We start from the raw sequence: 25,743 nt of genomic DNA on the forward strand, positions 1-25,743 counted from the left end.
GCGGTATTCAACAATTGTGTTGGGTGGCGGCGCGTTAGACCGAGGAAGTACCGATGAAAGCTGATATCCATCCAGTTTACGAAGCCATTGACGCGACCTGCAGCTGCGGCAATGTCATCAAAACCCGTTCCACTCTGACCGGCCCTTTGAGCCTGGACGTGTGCAACGAGTGCCACCCGTTCTACACCGGCAAGCAGAAGATGCTTGACGTTGGCGGCCGTGTCGACAAGTTCAAATCCCGTTTCGGTGCGTTCGGCGCAACCAAAGCGAAGCAAGACTGAAGCTGAACTGGCTGCCCCTTGGGCATTTCCAGGCTGCTTGAAAAGGCGCCCCTTGTGGGCGTCTTTTTTATGTCCGCAATTTGGCTGTCCGGCGCACAGGCTTTCTGCCCCGCGCCGGCCTCCTTGCCCGTCGCGCAGGTACAGCGCGTGGTCGACGGCGACACACTGCGCCTGACGGACGGCCGTAGTGTGCGGATGATCGGGCTGAACACGCCTGAAACCGGCAAAAAGGGGCAGTCTGCCGAGCCTTTTGCAGAAGCCGCCAGGCGCAGGCTGCAAGCGCTGGTGGATGCCAGCGGCGGTCAGGTCAGTCTGCGCGTGGGTCAGCAGGGCAAGGACCATTACGGTCGCACGCTGGCCAACGTCTATGGGCGTGACGGTGCCAACCTCGAAGCGCAATTGCTCAGCGAAGGTCTAGGCTATCTGGTAGCGGTCGCGCCCAACGTCGCGCTGATCGATTGTCAGCAAAATGCGGAACGCCAGGCGCGTCAGGCCAGGCTGGGTCTATGGCGCAACTCGCCCGTGCAGGCTTCAGACACTGTTACCAAAAGCGGTTTTGCCGTGGTCTCTGGTCAGGTCAAAAGTGTGCAGCGCAATCGCGGCGGCGTCTGGATCGAGCTGCAAGGCGCGCTGGTGCTGCGCATTGCGCCTGACCAGATGTCCGCCTTCGACATGGTGACGCTCGAACGCCTCAAGGGCCGGAAAATCGAAGCGCGCGGCTGGGTGGTCGATCGCTCCCGGCGGGGTGGCCTTAAGTCAGGACAGTCACGCTGGCTGCTGCCGTTGACGCACCCTGCGATGCTGAACCTGCCCGCTATCTAAGCGTAAAGTCTAACCCTGGGCCTCTTGACAGCAGTGACTGGTCAGTCTTGTTAGGACCAGGCATCTTGCGTATCCTCGGCGGTCCGTCTGTCCCACAGTAAAAAAAGCGGAATCCAATACATGTCAGATCTGAAAACTGCCGCGCTCGAATACCATGCCAATCCTCGTCCGGGGAAGCTGAGCGTCGAACTCACCAAGCCGACCGCAACCGCTCGTGACCTGGCTCTGGCCTACAGCCCTGGCGTTGCTGAACCCGTGCGTGAAATCGCCCGTGACCCTGAGCTGGCTTACAAGTACACCGGCAAAGGCAATCTGGTAGCAGTTATTTCCGATGGCACCGCAATTCTGGGCCTCGGCGATCTGGGCCCATTGGCTTCCAAGCCCGTCATGGAAGGTAAAGGGGTTCTGTTCAAGCGTTTCGCCGGTATCGACGTTTTCGATATCGAAGTCGATTCCGAGAGCCCGCAGGCTTTCATCGACACCGTCAAGCGTATCTCCATCACCTTCGGTGGCATCAACCTGGAAGACATCAAGGCGCCTGAGTGCTTTGAAATCGAGAAAGCGCTGATCGAACAGTGCGATATCCCGGTTTTCCACGATGACCAGCACGGCACCGCTATCGTGACCGCAGCCGGCATGATCAACGCGCTGGAAATCGTCGGCAAAAGCCTCGACACCGCGAAAATTGTCTGCCTGGGCGCTGGCGCTGCTGCCATCTCGTGCATGAAGCTTTTGGTGAGCATGGGCGCGAAGATCGAAAACATCTTCATGGTCGACCGTACCGGTGTCATTCACTCCGGCCGTACCGATCTGAACCAGTACAAGGCGGTGTTCGCGCACGCCACCGAAAAGCGCTCGCTGACCGACGCGCTGGACGGTGCCGATGTGTTTGTCGGCCTGTCCGGTCCGAACCTGTTGAGCGCTGAAAACCTCAAGCTGATGGCCAAGGACCCGATCGTGTTCGCTTGCTCGAACCCTGATCCGGAAATTTCCCCGGAACTGGCTCATGCCACCCGTAGCGATGTGATCATGGCAACTGGCCGTTCGGACTACCCGAACCAGGTCAACAACGTGCTGGGCTTCCCGTTCATCTTCCGTGGTGCTCTGGACGTTCGCGCCAAGCGCATCAACGAAGAAATGAAAATCGCTGCGGCCAACGCCCTGCGTGAACTGGCCAAGCTGCCGGTGCCTCAGGAAGTCTGCGACGCCTACGGCGGCATCAAACTGGAATTCGGTCGTGAGTACATCATCCCGAAACCAATGGACACCCGCCTGCTGGGCCTGATCGCCGACGCGGTCGCCAAGGCTGCCATCGAAAGCGGCGTTGCCACCCTGCCGTATCCGAAGCACTACCCGCTGACCAGCGTGGACGACGTGTTCAACGGCTGATCCATGAAGCAATAAAAAACCCCTGCAGCGCTGCAGGGGTTTTTTTATGCCTGGCGTTTGGCTCGTCGCCGCACACCTCTCGCTCTAGCTCCGTCACTCAAGATCGGACGCGGAGCGTCCAGAACGGCATGCCGACGCAGAGCGTCGCACGATAGTTGAGATTCCACCTATCGTTCCTCACGCTCCAGCGTGGGAATGCCTTAGGTGACGCTCTGCGTCACAAATCTGCGCCGCGCCGTAGAGTCAGGATCGGAGGCAGAGCGTCCAGAACGGCATGCCGACGCGGAGCGTCGCACGATAGTTGAGATTCCACTATCGTTCCTCACGCTCCAGCGTGGGAACGCCTTGGGTGACGCTCTGCGTCACAAATCTGCGCCGCGCCGCGCCGCGCCGCGCCGCAGAGTCAGGGTCGGACGCGGAGCGTCCAGAACGGCATGCCGACGCAGAGCGTCGCACGATAGTTGAGATTCCACCTATCGTTCCTCACGCTCCAGCGCGGGAACGCCTTGGGTGACGCTCTGCGTCACAAATCTGCGCCGCGCCGCAGAGTCAGGATCGGACGCGGGGCGTCCAGAACTACATACCGACGCGGAGCATCGGCACGATAGGTTCAGTCACCACTGGCCTCTCCCACACTGCGTCACACGTCTGTGTATCAGAACAGATCTATAGGGGCGGACTCGTCTGCTGGCAGTGGGCTGCCGGGGGCGCTGCTGCCGCCCAGTTCGTTGACGCTAGGTGGCGTGTCTTCGCTCTTGAACAGTTCGAAGAATGCATTCGGCGTGCTTGGCGTGGCAGCGCGACCACTCAATGGGTCGACCCGCAGGCTGAGGATACCGTCTGGTTCTGCTTGCTGGTGCGGCGGCTTGTCCTTGAGCGCAGCGCTCATGTAGTCCATCCAGATCGGCAGCGAAACCGTACCGCCAAACTCATGACGTCCCAGGCTCTCGGGTTGGTCGAAGCCACTCCACACCGTCGTGACATAGTCCGCGTTGTAGCCGGAGAACCACGCATCCTTGGAGTCGTTGGTGGTACCGGTCTTGCCTGCGATGTCCGGGCGATTCATGGACAGCGCGCGACGACCCGTGCCGCGCTTGATCACGTCCTGCAGCATGCTGTTCAGAATGTACGTCGTGCGGCCATCCACGATGCGCTCTGCAAAGGCAGGCGCTTGCGGTTCAGCCGGCGTGCCCGGTGCAGTGGTTGCCACGCTCGGAGCGTCGTGTACGGCAAAGGTCGACGTATTCGGCGCGGTCTTGACGTCGTTGGCCGGAACGCTTGGCGGGTTGGCGACGAACAGCGTCTGGCCGTCACGGTTCTCGATGGTCTGGATCAGATAAGGACTGACCTTGTAGCCGCCGTTGGCAAAGGTCGCCCAGCCGGTCGCGATTTCCATCGGGGTCAGGGTTGCCGTACCGAGGGCCAGTGACAGGTTGCGCGGCAGATCCTGTTTCGAGAAGCCGAAGCGAGTGATGTAATCGATGGTGCTGTCGATGCCCAGTGCCTGAAGCAGACGGATCGACACCAGGTTACGCGACTTGTACAGCGCTTCCCGCAGGCGGATCGGGCCGAGGAACGTGTTGGTGTCGTTTTTCGGACGCCATACCTTGTCCAGATATTCGTCGACGAACACGATAGGGGCGTCGTTCACCAGGCTTGAAGCGGTGTAGCCGTTATCGAGTGCGGCACTGTAGATGAACGGCTTGAAGCTGGAGCCCGGCTGACGCTTGGCCTGCATGGCCCGGTTGTAGTTGCTCTGCTCGAACGCGAAACCGCCCACCAGCGCCCGAATGGCGCCATTCTGCGGATCAAGCGACACCAGTGCGCTTTGCGCGACGGGAATTTGACTGAATTTCAGCGAGCCATCGTCCTGACGCAGCAAGCGAACCAAATCGCCAACCTTTGCAACGTCGCCCGGCTGCTTGGGATTGGCGCCCAGGCTGTTGGTATTCAGATAAGGACGCGCCCACTTCATGGTGGCCCAGTCGACGGTTTCTTCCTTTTCGCCGTTGCGGGTCAGCACGCGCAACCCGGTCTTGTCGACCTGGGTGACGATGGCAGGCTCAAGGCCGTTGATCGTGCGTTGCTTGGTGAGTTCCTGTACCCAGTTGGCGCGGGTCATGCCAGCGAAGCGGCTTTCCGGCCCGCGATAGCCATGACGCTGGTCGTAATCGATCAGGCCCTGCTGGATAGCCTTGTTAGCGTGTTCCTGCAAGTCGCTCGGCACCGTGGTGGTGACGCGGAAGCCCTCTGTATAGGCCTCGCTGCCATAACGGCCGACCATTTCCGCACGCGCCATTTCAGCGATGTACGGCGCATTCACTTCCGGCGTAGGAACGTGGTAGCTGGCGTTGAGCGGCTCGTTCAGTGCGGCCTGGTAAGCGGTCTGGTCGATCTTGCCCAGGCGGAACATGCGTCCGAGGATCCAGTCGCGGCGTTCCTTGGCACGGGTCGGGTTGGCCAGCGGGTTGAAACGTGACGGTGCCTTGGGCAGACCGGCAATCATGGCCATTTGCGCAAGGCTTACATCGCGAATCGATTTGCCATAGTAGACTTGCGCCGCTGCCTCGATACCGTAGGCCCGGTTACCCAGATAAATCTTGTTCACGTACAGCTCGAGAATCTCGTCCTTGGTGAGTTGGCGCTCGATTTGCAAGGCAAGCAGGATCTCGGTGGTTTTACGTGAAAAGCTTCTTTCGCTGGTCAGGAAAAAGTTCTTCGCGACCTGCATGGTGATGGTACTGCCGCCCGATTGAATGTGACCGCTCTTGACCAATTGCGAGGCGGCGCGCATCAGGCTGCCTGGATCGACACCGTAGTGATTGGCGAAATTGTCATCTTCGGCTGATAGCAGTGCATTGATGAAGTTGGGCGGGATTTCGGCAAAGCGAATCGGCGTGCGGCGCATTTCGCCGAATTCGGCAATCAGCTTGCCGTCGCTGCTGAACACGCGCAGGGGGATCTGCAGCTGGATGCTTCGCAGCGCCTCAACGGATGGCAGGGTCGGGCTCAGGTAGAGAAACGCGCCGCTCAGGCCGAGTAACAGCGAGCAGAAGACCGCGACGAGGGACCACCACAAAAACTTCAGCAGGCGTATCAAGGCTTTTGGATTTCCAGAAAAAATAATGGGTTAAGCGCAGGCATTTACAAATGAACATGCCTTGAAGCTTTGTTAAACGAAAAAAACGCTGGGCATTATAAGCATTTTTCGTCCCCAAGCGTGATTTGCGCTACTGTCAAGACTGTCGGCAGTGGCGTTGACCCGAAATAACTCCGTAAGTGGCGGAAACTCATAGGAATCAGGTTGTGTTCGGACTCTTCAACAAGAAGGCCAATACCCTTCTAGGGATCGATATTAGCTCCACCTCGGTAAAACTCCTGGAATTGAGTCGCTCCGGCACCCGTTACAAGGTCGAGTCCTACGCAGTCGAGCCGTTACCGGCCAACGCTGTCGTCGAAAAGAATATTGCCGAACTCGAAGGGGTTGGCCAGGCGCTGTCTCGCGTACTGGTAAAGGCCAAGACCAGTGTCAAGATTGTGGCGGTGGCAGTGGCCGGTTCTGCGGTGATCACCAAAACCATCGAGATGGACGCCGGTCTTTCCGACGACGACATGGAAAACCAGCTCAAGCTCGAAGCCGACCAGTACATTCCTTATCCGCTTGAAGAAGTCGCCATCGATTTTGAAGTGCAGGGCTACTCGGTTCGCAACCCCGAGCGTGTCGAGGTCCTGCTGGCGGCTTGCCGCAAGGAAAACGTCGAAGTACGCGAAGCTGCACTGGCGCTGGCCGGGTTGACGGCGCGCGTCGTGGACGTTGAGGCCTATGCGCTGGAGCGCTCGTTCGGCCTGCTGGCTGCGCAACTGGGCAACGGTCACGACGAACTGACTGTGGCCGTGGTGGACATTGGCGCGACCATGACCACCCTGAGCGTGCTGCACCATGGCCGGATCATCTATACCCGCGAGCAACTGTTCGGCGGCCGCCAATTGACTGACGAGATTCAGCGCCGCTATGGCCTGTCCATGGAAGAGGCCGGGCTCGCCAAGAAACAGGGCGGGCTGCCCGACGATTATGTCAGCGAAGTGCTCGACCCGTTCAAGGATGCACTGGTGCAACAGGTCTCTCGCTCGTTGCAGTTCTTTTTTGCAGCCGGGCAATACAACTCGGTGGATCACATCATGCTGGCAGGCGGTACGGCTTCCATTTCCGGGCTGGAGCATCTGATCCAGCGACGCATCGGCACGCCGACCATGGTCGCCAACCCGTTTGCCGACATGGCCTTGAGCGCCAAGGTCAACGCCGGAGCACTGGCCAGTGACGCCCCGGCCCTGATGATCGCGTGCGGTCTGGCGTTGAGGAGCTTCGACTGATGGCGCGGATCAACTTATTACCGTGGCGTGAAGAGCTTCGCGAAGAACGCAAAAAGCGCTTTCTGACGGCGTTGGTCGGCGTGCTGGTGGTGTCGGTCAGCATCCTGTTTCTGATCGACCGCTACGTCAGCAACGCCATCGAGCATCAGATGGCGCGTAACGCGTTTCTGCAGACCCAGATCGCCCAGCTGGATATCCGCATCAAGGAGATCAGCGATCTGAAGGCGCGCCGCAAGCAATTGCTGGAGCGCATGAAGATCATCCAGGACCTGCAAGGCAACCGGCCAGTCACGGGTCGGGTGTTCGATCAATTGGCGCGCACCCTGCCGGACGGCGTCTATTACTCGCAGGTCAAAATGACCAACAAGCTGATTGCCATCAATGGTGCTGCCGAATCCAACAACCGGGTTTCTGACCTGATGCGCAACCTTGAAGCCTCGGACTGGCTGGAAGCGCCCAGCCTGACCGAGGTCAAGGCCACCACTGCCGGTGCCGTGGATCAGGCCAACGTGTTTCAGTTGACCGTGCGTCAGACCCAACCTCCGGTTGTCGCTGCCGAAGGAGCCAAGCCATGAACATGTCCGAATGGCTGGACGGGCTTCGCAAGATCGATGTGAGCGAACTGGATCTGAACAACCTCGGCTCATGGCCGGCGGCGGTCAAGGCGATTGCCGGGCTGCTGGTGGCGATACTGATTTTTGCGCTGGGCTACTTTTTCTTCATTCAGGACCTGGAGACCCAGCTCGACAGTGCGCAGGCTGGCGAAATGACGCTCAGGGAGCAGTATTCCAACAAGGCGTTCCAGGCCGCCAACCTGGAGCCTTACAAGAAGCAGATGGAAGAGATGGAAAACACCTTTGGTGCGCTGCTGCGGCAACTGCCCAGCGACACCGAAGTGCCCGGTCTGCTTGAGGACATTACCCGCACCGGCCTGGGAAGCGGCCTTGAATTCGAAGAGATCAAGCTGTTACCCGAGGCGGTCCAGCAGTTCTATATCGAGCTGCCGATACAGATCACGGTGGTCGGCGGCTATCACGATCTGGCGACTTTTGTCAGTGGCGTCGCCAGCCTGCCGCGCATCGTCACGCTGCATGATTTCGAGATCAAGCCGGTCGATCCCAAGGTTCCGACCAAGTTGCGCATGAGCATTCTGGCCAAGACTTACCGCTACAACGATGAAGGGCTGAAGAAATGAGGGCGGCGCGATTGTTGTGCGTCAGTATGGTTCTGGCCGGGCTGGCAGGGTGTGGCAGCGACAATGATTTTGCCGACCTGACTGCATTCATGGAGCAGGTCAAGGCCCGGCCGAGCGGCACTATCGAGCCCCTGCCGAAATTTCGGCCGTATGAAGCATTTACCTATAACGCCGCGGCTCTGCGCAGCCCGTTTCAGCCGCCAGTCAAGATTGACCTGCTGAATCGGCAAAAAGGCACGCGGCTGGTGGCACCGGATGAAAACCGGGTTAAGCAGTTCCTTGAAGGGTTCAACATCGAGTCGTTCGAGATGGTCGGCACGATTGGCAACGGGTCGGGTACGTTCGCCCTGTTGCGCGGCGCCGGGGGCGTTCATCGCGTCAAGGTGGGAGATTACCTGGGCCGCAATAACGGACGGGTTGTGTCGGTCGGCGATGCGCAGGTCGATGTCATCGAAATTGTTCCTGACGGTGAGGGGGCCTGGCTGGAAAGGCCGCGCACCATCCAGCTCAAGGAACGCTCATGAAGTGGGCAAGGCCAAGTATGCACAGTAGCGCTCAACGGAAATTGATCATGACCCGGATTCTCTCGATTATCGGCGCGTCGTTATGCATCGCGATGCTGTCTCCGGTTGTCCAGGCGGCCACCCTCAAGACCCTGGATGTCGCCGCGTTGCCGGGTGACCGTATCGAACTCAAGCTGTCGTTCGACGCACCGGTGCCAGCCCCGCGTGGCTACACCACTGCGCAACCGGCGCGTATCGCGCTGGACCTGCCCGGGGTGACCAGCCAGCTGGAGACCAAGAGTCGTGAGCTGGGCACCGGCAACGCGCGCAGCGTTGTGGTGGTGCAGGCTCAGGATCGCACGCGGGTGATCATCAACCTGACGACGCTGTCGCCTTACAGCTCTCGGGTCGACGGTAACAATCTGTTCGTGGTCATCGGTCAGGGCGCAACCGCGGCCCAGGCTTCCCAGCCAAGCACCGCGATGGGCGCATCCCGAGTGGCAGTGCCACCGCCCACGCCTGCGTCCGCCAGACCTTTTGTCCCTGCCGGTGCCAAGGCCATCAGGAATATCGACTTTCAGCGCGGCGAGCTGGGCGAAGGCAACGTGGTCATCGACCTGAGCAACGCCAATATTGCGCCTGATATTCAGGAGCAGGGCGGCAAGATTCGCGTGGACTTCGCCAAGACATTGCTGCCCGAGCCGTTGCGCGTCCGGCTCGACGTCAAGGACTTCGCAACGCCGGTGCAGTTCGTCAGTGCTTCGGCCGCAGGCGACAAAGCGAGCATTCTGATCGAGCCGTCGGGCGCATTCGACTACTCGGCGTTTCAGACCGAAAACAAGCTGACCATCAGTGTGCGTCCGCTGACCCACGAAGACATGGACCGGCGTGCCGCCGACAAGCCGGTGTATACCGGCGAAAAGCTCTCGCTGAATTTCCAGGACATTGACGTGCGCTCGGTGCTGCAACTGATCGCCGATTTCACCAACCTCAATCTGGTCGCCAGTGACACGGTTCAGGGCGGCATCACCCTGCGCCTGCAGAACGTGCCCTGGGATCAGGCGCTGGATCTGGTGCTGAAAACCAAGGGGCTGGACAAGCGCAAGATCGGCAGCGTCCTGCTGGTCGCCCCGGCCGATGAAATTGCCGCCCGCGAACGTCAGGAACTGGAATCGCTCAAGCAGATCGCCGAGCTGGCGCCGTTGCGTCGCGAGCTGTTGCAGGTCAACTACGCCAAGGCTGCTGACATCGCCAAGCTGTTCCAGTCGGTGACCAGTGCCGAGTCCAAGACGGACGAGCGTGGCTCGATCACGGTCGATGACCGGACCAACAACATCATTGCCTACCAGACCCAGGACCGTCTCGACGAGCTGCGGCGCATCGTTTCGCAGCTGGATATTCCGGTGCGTCAGGTGATGATCGAAGCGCGCATCGTTGAGGCCAACGTCGATTACGACAAAGAGCTGGGGGTGCGCTGGGGTGGCGCGACGAACACCAGCGGCAGCAGCAACTGGTCGACGGGCACCTCAACGGGCGGCTCCACGGCCAACAGCTCAACGTTTGTGGATATGGGCGCTGCCAACGCCACCTCCGGAATCGGCCTTGGCTTCCTGACCAACAACACGATGCTGGACCTTGAGTTGACTGCGATGGAAAAGACCGGCAACGGTGAAATCGTCTCCCAGCCCAAGGTGGTCACGTCCGACAAGGAAACCGCCAAGATCCTCAAGGGCACCGAGGTTCCGTATCAGGAATCCAGCTCCAGCGGCGCCACCACCGTCAGCTTCAAGGAAGCGTCTCTGTCGCTTGAAGTCACCCCGCAGATTACCCCCGACAACCGCATCATCATGGAGGTCAAAGTCACCAAGGATGAGCCCGATTACGTGAATGCGGTGCTGGGCGTCCCGCCGATCAAGAAAAACGAAGTCAACGCCAAAGTGCTGATTTCCGACGGTGAAACCATCGTGATTGGTGGTGTGTTCTCGAATACGCAAAGTAAAAGTGTGGATAAAGTGCCATTTCTTGGCGATGTACCGTATCTTGGCCGGCTTTTCCGGCGCGATGTGGTATCCGAGTCCAAATCCGAGCTGTTGGTATTTCTGACTCCGCGTATCATGAACAACCAGGCGATTTCTGTGAGTCGTTGATTTTGTGCGAAATTTAATACTTGTGGGGCCGATGGGTGCTGGCAAGAGCACCATCGGCCGCTTGCTTGCCAAAGAGCTGCGACTGCCGTTCAAGGATTCCGACAAGGAAATCGAGCTGCGTACAGGCGCCAACATCCCCTGGATCTTCGACAAGGAAGGCGAGCCGGGTTTTCGTGATCGCGAGCAAGCCATGATTGCCGAGCTGTGCGAGGCCGATGGCGTGGTTCTGGCGACCGGTGGTGGCGCGGTGATGCGCAGCGAAAACCGTCAGGCGCTAAGAGCCGGCGGGCGAGTGGTGTACCTGCATGCTTCTATCGAACAGCAAGTCGGGCGCACGGCGCGTGACCGCAATCGTCCTTTGCTGCGGACCGCCGATCCGGCGCGGGTATTGAGCGAGCTGCTGGCCATTCGCGATCCGCTGTACCGCGAAATAGCCGATCTGGTGATCCAAACCGATGAGCGGCCACCCCGAATGGTCGTTCTCGAGATACTTGCGCGTCTGGCAGAGCTTCCTCCCCGTTAAAGCGCAGACGAAAATGCGCTATCCTCGTCGACCATAAAAACAGCGACGGTGCATGGCCTGGCGCCATGACCTGCTGAAGCGCACCATCGTGCAACCGGTAATCAATGTGGGGACACATGCAGACACTTAAGGTCGAGCTGGGTGAGCGTAGCTACCCGATCCATATAGGCGAAGGCCTGCTGGATCAGCCTGAACTCCTGACCCCGCACATCGTCGGGCGTCAGGTGGCTATCGTTTCCAACACGACAGTGGCACCGCTGTATCTGGAGCGTCTGACCCGGACCCTGGCCGGTTACAACGTTTTGCCGATTGTCTTGCCGGATGGCGAGGCGTTCAAGAACTGGGAAACCCTGCAAACCATTTTCGATGGCCTGCTCACCGCTCGCCACGATCGCCGTACCACAGTGATTGCACTGGGCGGCGGGGTGATCGGCGATATGGCAGGTTTTGCTGCCGCCTGTTATCAGCGCGGCGTGAACTTCATTCAGATTCCTACCACGCTGTTGTCCCAGGTGGACTCGTCGGTGGGCGGCAAGACCGGTATCAACCACCCGCTGGGCAAGAACATGGTGGGTGCCTTCTATCAGCCGAGTGTCGTGCTGATCGATACCACCTCGCTCAACACCCTGCCCGAGCGTGAACTGTCCGCCGGGCTGGCAGAAGTCATCAAGTACGGCCTGATCTGCGACGAGCCGTTCCTGACCTGGCTCGAAGAGCATGTCGACGCTCTGCGCGGCCTGGATCAGGCTGCCCTGACGGTTGCCATCGAGCGCTCCTGCGCGGCCAAGGCGCTGGTGGTCGGTGCCGACGAACGTGAGTCCGGTATTCGCGCCACATTGAACCTGGGTCACACATTCGGCCACGCCATCGAGACGCATATGGGCTATGGTGTCTGGCTGCATGGCGAGGCGGTGGCTGCCGGCACGGTCATGGCGCTGGAAATGTCCTCGCGCCTGGGCTGGATCAGCACTCAAGAGCGGGATCGCGGCATTCGTCTGTTTCAGCGTGCCGGGTTGCCCGTCGTACCTCCGCAGGACATGACGGAAGACAACTTCCTCGAACACATGGCGATCGACAAGAAGGTCATCGACGGTCGCCTGCGTCTGGTGCTGTTGCGCCAGATAGGCGAAGCGGTTATCACGGACGATTATCCAAAAGAAGTATTACAGGCCACTCTGGTTGCGGACTATCGCGCCCTGGTGGATCAGCTTAGAGGTTAACGGAAACCCCATGACTAGTTTGCATGCCGACGAGGCCTTCCTCGGCCATTATCAGTTGAGTCATGACCCCTTTGCGGCGCGGGTACCTGGCTTCAAATTCTTCCCTGCCCAGCGCAAGCCGGTGTTGGGGCAGTTGCACCATCTGGCGCGTTACAGCCAGTTGCTGCTGGCCGTCACCGGGCCGCAGGGCAGTGGCAAGACGTTACTGCGCCAGGCGCTGGTCGCCAGCACCAACAAGCAGTCGGTGCAGAGCGTGGTGATTTCCGCGCGCGGAGCCAGCGACGCCGCAGGCGTTCTGCAGCAGGTTGCCCAGGCGTTGAGCGTTGCCCAGGCCGAGATGCAGTCGATTCTGTCGCAGGTCGTGCAGCTCGGGCTAACGGGCCAGGAAGTGTACGTGCTGGTCGACGATGCGGAACAACTCGGCGATTCGGCGCTCGAAGCGTTGCTGGGTCTTGCAGCGGGCACCCCTGAAGGGCGTCCGCACGTGTTCCTGTTTGGCGAGCCATCGCTGCTCGATCGTCTCGATCAGCTGTGTGCCGAATTGCAGGGCGCTACCGAAGGTGAACGCTTTCACGTTATCGAGCTGCAACCCTATACGGAAGAGGAAACCCGAGAGTATCTGGCTCAGCGTCTGGAGGGTGCAGGGCAGGGAATCGCGTTGTTTACTGCCGACCAGATCACCGATATTCATGAACAGTCCGATGGCTGGCCTGGAGCTATCAACCAGGTGGCCCGCGATTCAATGATCGAGGCGATGATCGCGAGTCGTTCCGCGGTCAAGCGTCCAAGTGTGGGGTTCAACATGCCGAAAAAACACGTATTGGCCTTGGGTGCCGTCGTCATAGTGGCCGTGGCAGCAGCAGTGCTGATCCCGGGTCGCGGTGACAAGACTGCCACAACCGCCAATGCCCCTGCTTCCGCTCAGGCGCAATTGCCACTGGGTGAAGGCAAGCCGACTGCTCAGCAATCGAATAACGGTGGCCCGGCCATCGAGTTCGCGGGCAATTCCCAGCCGTTGCCGATGAATGGCAACTCACAGCCGGTAATGCGTGGTCCGCTGGCTGAAGCCGCCGGTTCCAGTGATAGCGACGAAGACGCCGTGCCGAGCGGTTCGCCCGCCCAGCCGCCCACCGTGACCACCACTGCGCCGCCAGCCGGCGTTCCGGCAGGTCAGGCCGCCGCTCAGGCGCCTCGCTCTTCGATTCCGGCACCCACTCCTGCACCCGCTCCGGCCGCCAAACCAGCCCCGGCGCCGGCTCAGGTTGCGACAGCCAAGCCAGCGCCAGCCCCGGCTGCCAAACCTGCTGAAAAACCAGCCGCGGCGGCCGCTAAACCGGCTGCCGGTGGCAGCTGGTACGCCAGTCAGGCGCCAGGCCATTACGTTGTGCAGATCCTCGGCACCAGTTCCGAAGCGACTGCTCAGGCCTACATTGCAGAACAAGGCGGCGAGTACCGTTATTTCAAGAAAACCCTGCAGGGCAAGCCGCTGTACGTGATCACGTATGGCAACTTTCCTGACCGTGCTGCCGCCTTGGCAGCCATCAAGGTATTGCCAGCGAAGGTTCAGGCTGGTAAACCTTGGCCTCGTACTGTCGCCAGCGTCCAACAAGAGCTCGGCGCCAGTCGCTGAAGTCGCAGCGGCCCTATCCGGGCCGCTCACCCGGCAAACCTGACTTAAACCCGCCTGGACGCGCCTTATTGAGGCGCGCCATGCGGCGTCCGCGTTACAAGCGCCTTACAGTCTCCGTCGCGTCAGTCAGATTAATGACAAAATGCTTTGACTAGCACAGCGACCCGCTTTAAAACTTTCATAATTGCGACATTGATTATCAACCAGTCGTCGTTAAATTTGTGAGCCTCAGTGTCGCTGTGTACAATGACCTCCGTTTTGCCCGTCCGAAGCCGGCGTACGTTCGGCGTGTCAGGTAATTGGTTGAATTAAAAGGAAATTTGCCTCAAATAGAGGCAGCCTGGTGAGAAAGTGTCTATGAAAGCAGGTCTGTACCAACCAGATGAATTCAAGGATAACTGCGGCTTCGGCCTGATCGCTCATATGCAGGGCGAGCCCAGTCATCACCTGTTGCAGACGGCCGTCCAAGCCCTGACCTGCATGACCCACCGTGGCGGTATCAATGCCGACGGCAAGACCGGTGACGGTTGCGGCCTGTTGATCCAGAAGCCCGACGGTTTTCTGCGTGCGATGGCCCAGCAACACTTTGGTGTCGATCTGCCCCGCCAATACGCTGTGGGCATGGTGTTCCTCAATCAGGACGACGCCAAGGCCGAAGCTGCCCGCGAAAACATGAACCGCGAGATCCTCGCCGAGGGCCTCGAACTGGTGGGCTGGCGTCAGGTGCCCATCGACACCAGCGTGCTGGGTCAACTGGCGCTGGAGCGTCTGCCGAAAATCGAGCAGGTGTACATTGGCGGTGAAGGCCTGAGCGATCAGGAATTCGCCATCAAGCTGTTCAGTGCCCGTCGCCGTTCATCGGTGGCCAACGCTGCTGATAGCGATCACTACATCTGCAGCTTTTCGCACAAGACCATCATTTATAAAGGCCTGATGATGCCGGCCGATCTCACGGCCTTCTTCCCGGACCTGAGCGACGAGCGTCTGCAAACCGCCATTTGCGTGTTTCACCAGCGCTTTTCGACCAACACCCTGCCGAAATGGCCGTTGGCCCAGCCGTTCCGCTTTCTTGCCCACAACGGCGAGATCAACACCATCACCGGCAACCGCAACTGGGCGCAGGCGCGCCGCACCAAATTCAGCAACGATCTGATGGATCTGGATGAACTCGGCCCGCTGGTCAACCGTGTGGGTTCTGATTCGTCGAGCATGGACAACATGCTGGAGCTGATGGTCACTGGCGGCATCGACCTGTTCCGTGGCGTGCGCATGATCATTCCGCCTGCGTGGCAGAACGTCGAGACCATGGACCCGGATCTGCGGGCTTTCTATGAATACAACTCCATGCACATGGAGCCGTGGGACGGCCCGGCCGGCATCGTGATGACCGAAGGTCGTCACGCAGTCTGCCTGCTCGACCGCAACGGCCTGCGCCCGGCGCGCTGGGTCACGACCAAGAACGGCTACATCACCCTGGCGTCGGAAATCGGCGTGTGGGATTACAAGCCGGAAGACGTCATCGCCAAGGGCCGTGTCGGTCCGGGGCAGATCTTTGCCGTGGACACCGAAACCGGTCAGATCCTCGACACCGATGCCATCGACAACCGCCTCAAGTCGCGTCATCCGTACAAGCAATGGCTGCGCAAGAATGCCCTGCGCATCCAGGCCACCATGGAAGACAACGACCACGGTTCGGCTTTCTATGACAGCGAGCAGCTCAAGCAGTACATGAAGATGTATCAGGTCACGTTCGAAGAGCGTGATCAGGTGCTGCGTCCGCTCGGCGAGCAGGGGCAGGAAGCCGTCGGTTCAATGGGTGACGACACGCCAATGGCCGTGCTGTCGCGCCGGGTGCGCTCGCCTTACGATTACTTCCGCCAGCAGTTCGCGCAGGTCACCAACCCGCCGATCGACCCGCTGCGTGAAGCCATCGTCATGTCGCTGGAGATCTGCCTCGGTGCCGAGCGCAACATTTTCCAGGAATCGCCAGAGCATGCTTCGCGCGTGATCCTCAGCTCGCCGGTCATTTCTCCGGCCAAATGGCGCTCGCTGATGAACCTGGAACGTCCGGGTTTCGAACGCCACATCATCGACCTGAACTACGACGAAAGCCTCGGTCTCGAAGCCGCTGTGCGTAACGTCGCCGATCAGGCCGAAGAAGCCGTGCGTTCCGGGCATACCCTGATTGTGCTGAGTGACCGCCACATTGCACCGGGCAAACTGCCGGTTCACGCTTCACTGGCGGTCGGTGCCGTTCACCACCGTCTGACCGAGCAGGGCCTGCGTTGCGACAGCAACATTCTGGTCGAAACCGCGACAGCGCGTGACCCGCACCACTTTGCCGTGTTGATCGGCTTTGGTGCCTCGGCGGTGTACCCGTTCCTGGCCTACGAAGTGCTGGGCGACCTGATCCGTACCGGCGAAGTGCTGGGCGATCTGTATGAAGTCTTCAAGAACTACCGCAAAGGCATCACCAAGGGCCTGCTCAAGATTCTGTCGAAGATGGGCATTTCGACGGTTGCGTCCTATCGCGGTGCGCAGCTGTTCGAAGCCATCGGCCTGTCCGAAGAAGTCTGCAACACCAGTTTCCGTGGCGTACCGAGCCGCCTGAAAGGCGCACGCTTCGTCGATCTCGAAGCCGAACAGAAAGCGCTGGCCGCCGAAGCCTGGAGCCCGCGCAAGCCGATCCAGCAGGGCGGCTTGCTCAAATTCGTCTACGGTGGCGAATACCACGCTTATAACCCGGACGTGGTCAGCACCCTGCAGGCCGCTGTGCAGCAAGGCGACTACAGCAAGTTCAAGGAATACACCGCGCTGGTTGATCAGCGTCCGGTGTCGATGATTCGTGACCTGCTGCAGGTCAAGACCCTTGATCAGCCGCTGAACATCGACGAAATCGAGCCATTGAGCGAAATCCTCAAGCGCTTCGATTCGGCCGGTATCTCGCTGGGTGCTTTGTCACCTGAGGCGCACGAAGCGCTGGCGGAGGCAATGAACCGCCTGGGCGCGCGCTCCAACTCTGGTGAAGGCGGTGAAGACCCGGCGCGCTACGGCACCATCCGCAGCTCAAAGATCAAGCAGATCGCCACGGGTCGCTTTGGCGTAACTCCCGAGTACTTGGTCAACGCCGATGTGCTGCAAATCAAGGTCGCGCAGGGCGCCAAGCCGGGCGAGGGCGGGCAACTGCCGGGCGGCAAGGTCAATGGCCTGATCGCCAAGCTGCGCTATGCCGTACCGGGCGTGACGCTGATTTCACCGCCGCCGCACCATGACATCTATTCCATCGAAGACCTGTCGCAGCTTATTTTCGACCTGAAACAGGTCAACCCGGCGGCGCTGGTCTCGGTCAAGCTGGTCGCAGAGGCGGGCGTCGGCACCATCGCCGCTGGCGTGGCCAAGGCCTATGCCGACCTGATCACCATTTCCGGCTACGACGGCGGCACCGGCGCATCGCCGCTGACCTCGATCAAGTACGCTGGCGCGCCGTGGGAACTGGGCCTGGCTGAAACTCACCAGACCCTGCGCGGCAACGACCTGCGCGGCAAGGTCCGGGTGCAGACCGACGGTGGTCTGAAAACCGGTCTGGACGTCATCAAGGCGGCGATTCTCGGCGCTGAAAGCTTCGGCTTCGGTACCGCGCCGATGATCGCGCTGGGCTGTAAATACCTGCGTATCTGCCACCTGAACAACTGCGCCACCGGCGTGGCAACACAGAACGAAAAGCTGCGCAAGGACCACTACATCGGCACCGTCGACATGGTGATCAACTTCTTCACCTACGTGGCTGAAGAAACCCGTGAGTGGCTGGCAAAGCTGGGCGTTCGTTCGCTGGAAGAACTGATCGGTCGTACTGATCTGCTGGACATCCTGCCGGGCGAAACCGAGAAGCAACGGCATCTGGACCTGACCCCCTTGCTGGGCAGTGACCATATTCCGGCTGACAAGCCGCAGTTCAGTCTGGTGGATCGTAACCCGCCATTCGACAAGGGCCTGCTGGCCGAGAAGATGGTGGAGCTGGCCAAACCGGCTATCGAATCCCTCAGCGGTGGCGAGTACGAACTGGACATCTGCAACTGCGACCGCTCCATCGGCGCGCGGATTTCCGGCGAAATCGCCAGGCTGCACGGCAATCAGGGCATGAACAAGGCGCCCATCACGTTCCGTTTCAAAGGCACTGCCGGTCAGAGCTTCGGGGTGTGGAACGCCGGTGGCCTGAACATGTACCTGGAAGGCGACGCCAACGACTACGTAGGCAAGGGCATGACTGCTGGCAAGCTGGTGATCGTGCCGCCCAAAGGCAGCCCGTTCAAGACCAACGAAAGCGCCATCATCGGCAACACCTGCCTGTATGGCGCAACCGGCGGCAAGCTGTTCGCAGCGGGCACGGCAGGCGAGCGTTTTGCAGTGCGTAACTCGGGCGCCCATGCGGTTGTGGAAGGCACCGGCGATCACTGCTGCGAATACATGACCGGCGGTTTCGTCTGTGTGCTTGGCAAGACCGGTTACAACTTCGGTTCCGGGATGACCGGCGGCTTCGCCTACGTGCTCGACCAAGACAACACCTTCGTTGACCTGGTCAACCATGAACTGGTCGAGATCCAGCGCATCAGCGGCGAATCGATGGAGGCCTACCGCACTCACCTGCAAAGCGTCCTCAACGAGTACGTGGCGGAAACCGACAGTGAATGGGGTCGCAACCTCGCGGAAAACCTGGATGACTACTTGCGTCGTTTCTGGCTGGTCAAGCCGAAGGCGGCCAACCTGAAATCGCTGCTTTCCAGCACCCGGGCGAATCCGCAGTAAAAGCAGCTGCTAGCGGTTAGCTTCAAGCCGCAAGTTTGCCACCCTGTGAATTGAACTGAATTGATTTCTTGCAGCTTGAAGCGTGTCGCTTGAAGCTGCCGCAAAGAGGCTCCAGAGAATGGCTGAACGTCTCAGTAACGACTTCCAGTTCATCGACGTCGGGCGTAAAGATCCGAAGAAGAAACTGCTGCGTCAACGCAAGAAAGAGTTCGTGGAAATCTACGAACCGTTCAAACCCCAGCAGTCCGCCGATCAGGCGCACCGTTGTCTGGGGTGCGGCAACCCGTATTGCGAGTGGAAGTGCCCGGTGCACAACTTCATTCCCAACTGGCTCAAGCTGGTCGCCGAAGGCAATATTCTTGCGGCGGCGGAATTGTCTCACCAGACCAACACCCTGCCGGAAGTCTGCGGTCGTGTCTGCCCGCAGGATCGCCTGTGTGAAGGTGCCTGCACGCTGAACGACGGTTTCGGCGCGGTCACTATCGGTTCGGTCGAGAAGTACATCACCGATACCGCCTTCGCCATGGGCTGGCGTCCGGACATGTCCAAGGTCGTGCCGACCGGCAAGCGCGTTGCGATCATTGGTGCAGGGCCTGCGGGCCTGGGCTGTGCCGACGTGCTGGTACGTGGCGGCGTGACCCCGGTGGTGTTCGACAAGAACCCGGAAATCGGCGGTCTGCTGACCTTCGGTATTCCGGAGTTCAAGCTGGAAAAAACCGTGTTGAGCCATCGACGTGAAGTGTTCACCGGCATGGGTATTGAGTTCCGGCTCAATACCGAAGTCGGCAAGGACGTCACCATCGATCAACTGCTGGAAGAATACGATGCTGTGTTCATGGGCATGGGCACCTACACCTACATGAAGGGTGGTTTTGCCGGTGAAGACCTGCCAGGCGTACACGACGCACTCGACTTCCTGATTGCCAACGTCAACCGTAACCTCGGCTTCGAAAAGGCCCCGGAAGACTTTGTCGACATGAAGGGCAAGCGTGTTGTTGTACTGGGCGGCGGCGATACGGCGATGGACTGTAACCGTACCTCGATTCGTCAGGGCGCCAAATCGGTGACCTGCGCTTATCGTCGCGACGAAGAAAACATGCCGGGCTCGCGCAAGGAAGTGAAGAACGCCAAGGAAGAAGGCGTTCGTTTCCTCTACAACCGCCAGCCTATCGCCATCGTCGGTGAAGGCAAGGTCGAAGGTGTGAAAGTGGTCGAGACCCGTCTCGGCGAACCCGATGCCCGTGGCCGTCGCAGCCCCGAGCCGATTCCGGGCTCCGAAGAAATCATCCCGGCAGACGCCGTGGTCATCGCCTTCGGTTTCCGGCCAAGCCCTGCGCCCTGGTTCGAGCAGTTCACCGTCAGCACGGACAGCCAGGGGCGTGTCGTAGCCCCGGAACAGGCGCAGTACAAGCACCAGACCAGCAACCCGAAAATCTTCGCCGGTGGCGATATGGTGCGCGGGTCTGATCTGGTGGTGACTGCGATCTTCGAAGGCCGCAATGCGGCTGAAGGGATCATGGATTACCTCGGGGTCTGAGCCTTGTGTTGCCAGAGCGTGCCGCTACCAAGGCGCGCTCTGGCAACAAGCGTCTACCTATCACGGGTGATTTACCGATTTCTCTGACATCCCTTCTGCCCCCTCCTTCCTAAGCTCGGTGTAACTCGCTCAAGACGAGCGTTTTATCAACCAAGGAAGGACATCATGAAAAATCAGTTTGGTTTCTGTCTCGCGCTCTCGATAGCGTCTTGCACATTTGCCAGCCAGGCGCACGCCAGCTTCGATGGACCGGTTTTCGGTTCGATCATCGAAAACAAGGCGGTTTACTTTGAATCCAGTGTCGAGCTCCAGCGACGCATGAGCGCAGGCAGCCTGACCTCTGCCGGGCTGGTGACAGACCTGCTCCAGCGCATCGAAGCGCTGAACAAAAATGGCCCGGCGCTTAACGCGGTCATTGAAATCAACCCCGACGCGCTCCAGCTAGCCGCGCAAATGGATGAAGAGCGTTCTCGCGGTGAGGAACGTGGGCCGCTGCACGGCATTCCCGTACTGGTGAAAGACAATCTCGATACGGGCGATCAGATGCAGACCACTGCGGGCTCTCTCTCGATGGTCGGCTTGCCTGCGCAACGCGATGCTTTTGTGGTGCAGCGGCTTCGCGAGGCCGGCGCGATCATTATCGGCAAGGCCAATCTCAGCGAATGGGCGTATTTCCGTGGATACGAGGTGCCGAGCGGCTGGAGTGGTCGCGGCGGGCAGACGCGTCATCCCTATGACCTGAGCGCTGATCCGCTTGGCTCCAGCTCCGGTTCGGCAGTGGGCCTTGCGGCTGGATTTTCACCCCTGGCAGTGGGTACCGAGACTAATGGGTCGATCATCCAGCCTGCCGCCACGAGTGGTGTGATAGGGCTGAGGCCTACGCTGGGTCTGCTCAGCCGCACCGGCATGATTCCGCTCTCCAGTCGTCAGGACACCCCCGGACCCATGGCGCGAACGGTCACGGATGCCGCCATCCTGCTGACGGCGATGAGCGGCACCGACCCTCTCGACGACGCCACCGCCCAAGCCACCGCTAACACCGTGAACTATGTCGATCAGCTCAGAGCGGACGCGTTGAATGGCAGGCGCCTGGGCTATTCGAGCCGCACCCATGACGGCATGCTGATGGACGACGATCCTGAATTCCAAAAGGTGAAGAGTCGTTTGATTTCGGCCGGGGCGATACTGGTTCCAGTCGACGTTCCGTCGATTGACAGCACCCCGGAGTATCTAGTGCTGCTGCATGACTTCAAGCGTGAGCTTAACGCTTACTTGAGCACACGCACCGGGCTGGGTGTCAGCACGCTGGATGACATCATTGCATTCAACACCGCGTCGGATGGGGCGCAAGCCTATGACCAGGATTTAATGATCGACTCCTCGGGCGCGATTCTCGATCAGGAGGATTACCTGTCCATTGCAACCAGTCTGCGCACTGCCCATCGGCAATTGATCGATGGGCTCCTGCAACAACACGCGCTTGACGCGCTGATTGACTGGTCAGAGGTTTCGTTCAAAGCGGTTGGCGCAATCGCGGGATATCCGGGAATAACCGTGCCCGTCGGGCTCGAAGAGAATGGCCTGCCAAGAGGGTTATATTTTCTTTCCACGGCCTGGGATGAAGCTGATTTGCTGAGCTATGCCTACGCACTTGAACAGTCGCTTGCAGCGTCTGCAGCTTCGAGTCATTCGGGTGTCAGCCAGGATAATTGACTCCCTATTCCAGCGTGGCGCAGGCCAGGCCTGGATGGCAGCGACGGGGCTCGGAAAACGGGTTTGTGACGTTTTGAAATAACTCGATCCCGGTATTACAACGCGCTTTTCATCGAGATACACCGCCCTGCCAAGGGCGGTGTATCAAGCTTTCAACCCCTTCCCCGAACCCCGGTCAAGGCCTGTTGCGGCGTATGCGACAGGTGATTGTTTACAGCTTTTTTCCGCCCCCTGTACCCGCTCCTGAAAAGGCTTAAGCTCCTGATCCTCATCGGGAGCTTAAGCCTTCGATACTCCCGCCATCCATGTCGCTATAAGGAAATAGCCATGTTGAAAGCAGCACCCATGGGCAAGCTTGCGCGCTCCACTGAACAGCAATCTCTCGGCCCGGACAGGTTCACGCCCAGTAGCGTTGCCGTCCGCGAACACCGCAACCGGGAAAGGGCCGACCGCATCATCGACCAGTTCGTCGAGCGCTTCACAGAGAAAGATTTTTTTCCGGATGACGGCGATGACGCCTTGTTTGCCTTGCTGGTTCAGTTGCCTGAATGGCCAGCAGACCTGTCGATCAGGATTCACAACGAGAACGACGAAGTGCTTGCGGTTTTTCTGAAGGGCAGCGATGACCGCGTCGTTCAGAACAGTATTGTCCTGATGCAAAACGGTGACGCTTATGTCGCGCCGGATGATGTTCCGATCTCCGCTGAGGAGCCGCTGCTGCACTTGGTGTTCAGCCAGTTGCCTGCGGGTTCTGACCTCGGGATGGGCGGTAACTTTCCGGGCAGCCACAGTGTCGCCGGACGAATAGTGACCCTGCGTGAGCAGATCGCCGGCTTGGCAAAAGACCAGAGGCCGCTGTTGTTCGATGCCCTGGTGGCGGCGAATGAGGGCGTTTCGAAAAGCCAGCTGGATACCCGCACGCGTAACCCTCTCCTGCCATTGTGGGTTCGCCAGCAGATTTTTCTGACTCCGACGCTGGGTGTGCTGTGTGCCTTATGCCCCGAGGTTCCGGTCGCACGTCTTGAGGAGTTGCTGGAGCAGATGCCGTTGACGGAGCAGGAGACAGCCGACTTGCTGGAGAAAACGCTATTGCCGGATGCTCTTGGCGAAGCGCTGAACATTTCTCTGGATGAGTGGCGCAGCAGTCTGGCTATCGATGGTCTGGCGCGAACGCGCAGTTTCAATATCCATACGGATGAGCTGGCCCGCGACCTTGCCGGTCAGCTGCTGGCTGACACCTTGGGACGAGAGCTGGTGATCATCGACTCCGGCATGACCCGGTATCTCACCCCAGGCCCTGACGATACGAGCATCGTTTTGCTGCATGACAACTACGGCAATTACAGTGCACAGGACATCGGCAACGGTGAAATCACCTCATTCAAAGAGGGCACCGACAGCTTTTATCTGGCGATCAGTGCGCAGTTGAAGGCCGAACAACGAGCACTGCTGGGCATGCAGTTCGAACAGGACGTCAAGAGTTTTCGCGACCTTCTGACCCGCCTCGCCATCAAGGAAAATCGCGGCTGGTTTGACCCCGAAAAGCCGACTGAAATCGAAAGCGGGTTTCTACCCGAGTGGTTCGCGAATGCGGCGGATGTCGAAAAGCAACGCTGGAAAGCGGCAGTGCAGGATTACACTCAGGCATTGCTCGAGGCTCAGGCGCCGGAGCTGCTCGATCCTTCCGGGTACGGAGAGCCTGATCTGTTGCGCAAATATGCGCGCGAGAAACTCCAGGAGCGAATCCTGCTCGACCATGGGGTGGCAGTGGACCCTGACGCTATCACTGTCCACACCGCGAGCATCGAGATTGACCCAGGCATTATCATTGATACGGATTACACCTACGTCGGTCCTTCAGAAGTCGAGCCGAATATTGAAACGCAGCAGCGCAGCCTGACGGAGCTGTCTCTGGAAAACATTGCCGTTACCGATATCAACTTTCTGCTCACCGGTCGCGCGTTTGACGATCAGGAGCAACTGATCAGCTTTTTGAGCGCCGGTTATCTGTTCAGTCTGATTCGTGATCTGAACGTCGGCGAAAACTATGTCCGATTCCTCAACACTGAATTATTGACCTCGACAGCCGGGCAATGGCACCGCGAACGTTTCGCGAGCGTCATGCGCGCACAGATGCGTCTGGATGCCCTCGAAGCAAAAATGGCCGGAGACTTTCTTGGCGATGGCGGGCTTCCTCCCGAGTTGGCGAACAGAGGTTACAAATGGCTCGCCGCCGTGCTGGATCACCCGGCTGAAGGCAATGATCGTGCGGCGGTGGAGGGGCACCGTATTCAGGTCAGTCAGTTGTCGATCAATGGTGTGACATTGAGCGGCATATTGCTGGTCGGCGCGGAGTCTCTCTCCAGCGTGGCCAGCCTGGTGGTGTTCACTCCGCAGGTGCCCGACGGCAGATGCTTCCGGGAAGTGAGCGATACGCAGGCATTTCAGCAACAAGTACTGCTTGAGCCTGAATTGCTGGACTATCTGGTGAGCAGGGCACCTCTAACGTCCCAGGCCCATGTCAGGCGCGTCCTGACCTCTGGCCGTGACACGCTGTTCATGGAACTGCAGCCCTGCACCGGCAGTTTTCTCGATGCGGTTTATGAGTCTGAAGTCGCACGGGTGATTTCTGCTGTCGATGAACAGACCAACACCACATGGGAAACCAATTGGGAGAGCGCCTGGGAAATCACCAAAGCCGTTGGTGACATCGTGCTCACCTTCGCACCTTTCAAGGTGAGGCTGCCGATTGCCGCGTTGCGCAGTTTTTATGCCATATGGCAGGGCGTCGCAACGACGGCTGCCGACAAGGCAAGCGCGCCGCTGTATTTGGTCCAGGCGGCGCTGCTACTGGCCGATGGATTGGCGCTGCCCAAGGGACGACGGGTCAAGACGCCCGCGGCGAACTCTATTGGTCGTTCTGTCCTCGATCCGAAAACCGCCGTGGCAAAAATCCCCGGCGGGTTGAAATTACGCGATGACGGCTTTTACAAAGGTGTTTACGAAAAGACTCCGGACGGTGCGGCAAGCCGTTTTTATGCCGTGCAGAACGGTAAAGCCTATGCCGTCAGGTACGACGCCGACTCCGCCGCGTGGCGGGTGATCGATCCGCGCCGGCCAGATGCGTATTACCAATTGCCGATTCAGCTCGACAGGCAAAATGTGTGGGTACACGCCTCGGTAGGATTGCGCGGTGGCAAGAAGCATTCAAAACCCAAGTCCTCCAGTGGCTCGGGCAGCGATAGCGGATCGCCGGACAACGGTCACCGCGTAAAGAGGTACGAGATTGATCTAGAGGGGTTCTTTGAAAGTCGCAACTTCAATAACGCTCTGAAAGACATCGACGGTGACCTTGTCGCTGCGGTCGAGAAGGCAGTTAAAAGATTCCTGGATGACGGCAACGGCAGTCTGCATAAGCATGGTGACACGGGTTTTTCGCTGGATCTTCCCAGCATCGGCGGGAGTACCGGACGGGGGAAATGGCGCTTGATACTCGAGCCAAGCAAAAAGGGCGTCATCAAGGCTGTAAACATCAAGGACACCCACAAAAAGAGAGGCTAGGTACCGCTGCGGCACACTCAGCCGCGGCGTTTAACTAACGCAAATCGC

16 protein-coding genes are annotated in these 25,743 nt (G+C 59.4%); 15 read left to right on the forward strand and 1 reads right to left on the reverse strand.

Features of this window, described 5'->3' with window-relative positions:
• The first annotated feature begins 53 nt into the window (after nt 1–53).
• The 3 genes from rpmE to I9H07_RS01425 all read left to right on the forward strand — a co-directional run bounded on the left by rpmE (nt 54) and on the right by I9H07_RS01425 (nt 2,492).
• Nucleotides 54–281 (forward strand): 50S ribosomal protein L31, encoded by a 228-nt coding sequence (gene rpmE, locus I9H07_RS01415; protein ID WP_007248065.1) that lies wholly within the window; start codon nt 54–56, stop codon nt 279–281.
• Between the two features lie 18 nt (nt 282–299).
• Nucleotides 300–1,103 carry a thermonuclease family protein gene (locus I9H07_RS01420; protein WP_236425183.1) on the forward strand — a complete coding sequence of 268 codons (804 nt, stop codon included), beginning with the start codon at nt 300–302 and terminating at the stop codon, nt 1,101–1,103.
• A 120-nt stretch (nt 1,104–1,223) separates the two neighbouring features.
• Nucleotides 1,224–2,492, forward strand: coding sequence for a malic enzyme-like NAD(P)-binding protein (locus I9H07_RS01425; protein ID WP_024672916.1), 1,269 nt, complete (start codon nt 1,224–1,226; stop codon nt 2,490–2,492).
• Between the two features lie 655 nt (nt 2,493–3,147).
• On the opposite strand, the gene I9H07_RS01430 is transcribed toward I9H07_RS01425, so the two are convergent.
• A complete protein-coding gene (locus I9H07_RS01430; RefSeq protein ID WP_419149708.1) occupies nt 3,148–5,589 on the reverse strand; it encodes a penicillin-binding protein 1A in 2,442 nt (813 codons plus the stop codon).
• Between the two features lie 209 nt (nt 5,590–5,798).
• Here I9H07_RS01430 and I9H07_RS01435 point away from each other — a divergent pair, with 209 nt between their 5' ends.
• From I9H07_RS01435 to I9H07_RS01490, 12 genes are all read left to right on the forward strand, one after another.
• Entirely contained in the window at nt 5,799–6,863 is a 1,065-nt protein-coding gene (locus I9H07_RS01435; RefSeq protein ID WP_024674928.1) for a pilus assembly protein PilM, read from the forward strand.
• Nucleotides 6,863–7,438 (forward strand): PilN domain-containing protein, encoded by a 576-nt coding sequence (locus tag I9H07_RS01440; RefSeq protein ID WP_024646247.1) that lies wholly within the window; start codon nt 6,863–6,865, stop codon nt 7,436–7,438. Before I9H07_RS01435 ends, I9H07_RS01440 begins: the two co-directional genes overlap by 1 nt.
• A complete protein-coding gene (gene pilO / locus I9H07_RS01445; protein ID WP_024674927.1) occupies nt 7,435–8,058 on the forward strand; it encodes a type 4a pilus biogenesis protein PilO in 624 nt (207 codons plus the stop codon). The genes I9H07_RS01440 and pilO overlap by 4 nt, the downstream gene beginning before the upstream one ends.
• Nucleotides 8,055–8,582 carry a type 4a pilus biogenesis lipoprotein PilP gene (gene pilP, locus I9H07_RS01450; RefSeq protein ID WP_236425137.1) on the forward strand — a complete coding sequence of 176 codons (528 nt, stop codon included), beginning with the start codon at nt 8,055–8,057 and terminating at the stop codon, nt 8,580–8,582. Before pilO ends, pilP begins: the two co-directional genes overlap by 4 nt.
• Nucleotides 8,583–8,629: 47 nt before the next feature.
• Nucleotides 8,630–10,708: a type IV pilus secretin PilQ gene (gene pilQ / locus I9H07_RS01455; RefSeq protein WP_236425136.1), complete on the forward strand. Its 2,079-nt coding sequence runs from the start codon at nt 8,630–8,632 to the stop codon at nt 10,706–10,708.
• A 4-nt stretch (nt 10,709–10,712) separates the two neighbouring features.
• Entirely contained in the window at nt 10,713–11,231 is a 519-nt protein-coding gene (aroK, locus tag I9H07_RS01460; protein ID WP_024674924.1) for a shikimate kinase AroK, read from the forward strand.
• A 116-nt stretch (nt 11,232–11,347) separates the two neighbouring features.
• Entirely contained in the window at nt 11,348–12,451 is a 1,104-nt protein-coding gene (gene aroB / locus I9H07_RS01465) for a 3-dehydroquinate synthase (protein WP_024674923.1), read from the forward strand.
• A gap of 10 nt (nt 12,452–12,461) precedes the next feature.
• Entirely contained in the window at nt 12,462–14,081 is a 1,620-nt protein-coding gene (locus tag I9H07_RS01470; protein WP_024674922.1) for an SPOR domain-containing protein, read from the forward strand.
• Nucleotides 14,082–14,438: 357 nt separating this feature from the next.
• Complete coding sequence (gene gltB / locus I9H07_RS01475; protein ID WP_058825213.1) at nt 14,439–18,884, forward strand: glutamate synthase large subunit; 4,446 nt, start codon at nt 14,439–14,441, stop codon at nt 18,882–18,884.
• A 118-nt stretch (nt 18,885–19,002) separates the two neighbouring features.
• Complete coding sequence (locus I9H07_RS01480) at nt 19,003–20,421, forward strand: FAD-dependent oxidoreductase (RefSeq protein WP_024674920.1); 1,419 nt, start codon at nt 19,003–19,005, stop codon at nt 20,419–20,421.
• Between the two features lie 165 nt (nt 20,422–20,586).
• Nucleotides 20,587–22,134 (forward strand): amidase family protein, encoded by a 1,548-nt coding sequence (locus tag I9H07_RS01485; RefSeq protein WP_236425135.1) that lies wholly within the window; start codon nt 20,587–20,589, stop codon nt 22,132–22,134.
• Between the two features lie 327 nt (nt 22,135–22,461).
• On the forward strand, nt 22,462–25,695 hold the full coding sequence (locus I9H07_RS01490; RefSeq protein WP_236425134.1) for a dermonecrotic toxin domain-containing protein: 3,234 nt from the start codon (nt 22,462–22,464) through the stop codon (nt 25,693–25,695).
• Nucleotides 25,696–25,743: the final 48 nt, after the last annotated feature.

Source organism: Pseudomonas syringae (genome assembly GCF_023278085.1).
Classification (GTDB): Bacteria; Pseudomonadota; Gammaproteobacteria; order Pseudomonadales; family Pseudomonadaceae; genus Aquipseudomonas; species Aquipseudomonas syringae_Q.

What these genes read in the sequence shown, in the direction of transcription:
- rpmE (WP_007248065.1), top strand. Translation starts at nt 54, where the DNA reads ATGAAAGCTGATATCCATCCAGTTTACGAAGCCATTGACGCGACCTGC.
- I9H07_RS01425 (WP_024672916.1), top strand. Translation starts at nt 1,224, where the DNA reads ATGTCAGATCTGAAAACTGCCGCGCTCGAATACCATGCCAATCCTCGT.
- I9H07_RS01440 (WP_024646247.1), top strand. Translation starts at nt 6,863, where the DNA reads ATGGCGCGGATCAACTTATTACCGTGGCGTGAAGAGCTTCGCGAAGAA.
- pilO (WP_024674927.1), top strand. Translation starts at nt 7,435, where the DNA reads ATGAACATGTCCGAATGGCTGGACGGGCTTCGCAAGATCGATGTGAGC.
- pilP (WP_236425137.1), top strand. Translation starts at nt 8,055, where the DNA reads ATGAGGGCGGCGCGATTGTTGTGCGTCAGTATGGTTCTGGCCGGGCTG.
- pilQ (WP_236425136.1), top strand. Translation starts at nt 8,630, where the DNA reads ATGACCCGGATTCTCTCGATTATCGGCGCGTCGTTATGCATCGCGATG.
- aroB (WP_024674923.1), top strand. Translation starts at nt 11,348, where the DNA reads ATGCAGACACTTAAGGTCGAGCTGGGTGAGCGTAGCTACCCGATCCAT.
- I9H07_RS01470 (WP_024674922.1), top strand. Translation starts at nt 12,462, where the DNA reads ATGACTAGTTTGCATGCCGACGAGGCCTTCCTCGGCCATTATCAGTTG.
- gltB (WP_058825213.1), top strand. Translation starts at nt 14,439, where the DNA reads ATGAAAGCAGGTCTGTACCAACCAGATGAATTCAAGGATAACTGCGGC.
- I9H07_RS01480 (WP_024674920.1), top strand. Translation starts at nt 19,003, where the DNA reads ATGGCTGAACGTCTCAGTAACGACTTCCAGTTCATCGACGTCGGGCGT.
- I9H07_RS01485 (WP_236425135.1), top strand. Translation starts at nt 20,587, where the DNA reads ATGAAAAATCAGTTTGGTTTCTGTCTCGCGCTCTCGATAGCGTCTTGC.
- I9H07_RS01490 (WP_236425134.1), top strand. Translation starts at nt 22,462, where the DNA reads ATGTTGAAAGCAGCACCCATGGGCAAGCTTGCGCGCTCCACTGAACAG.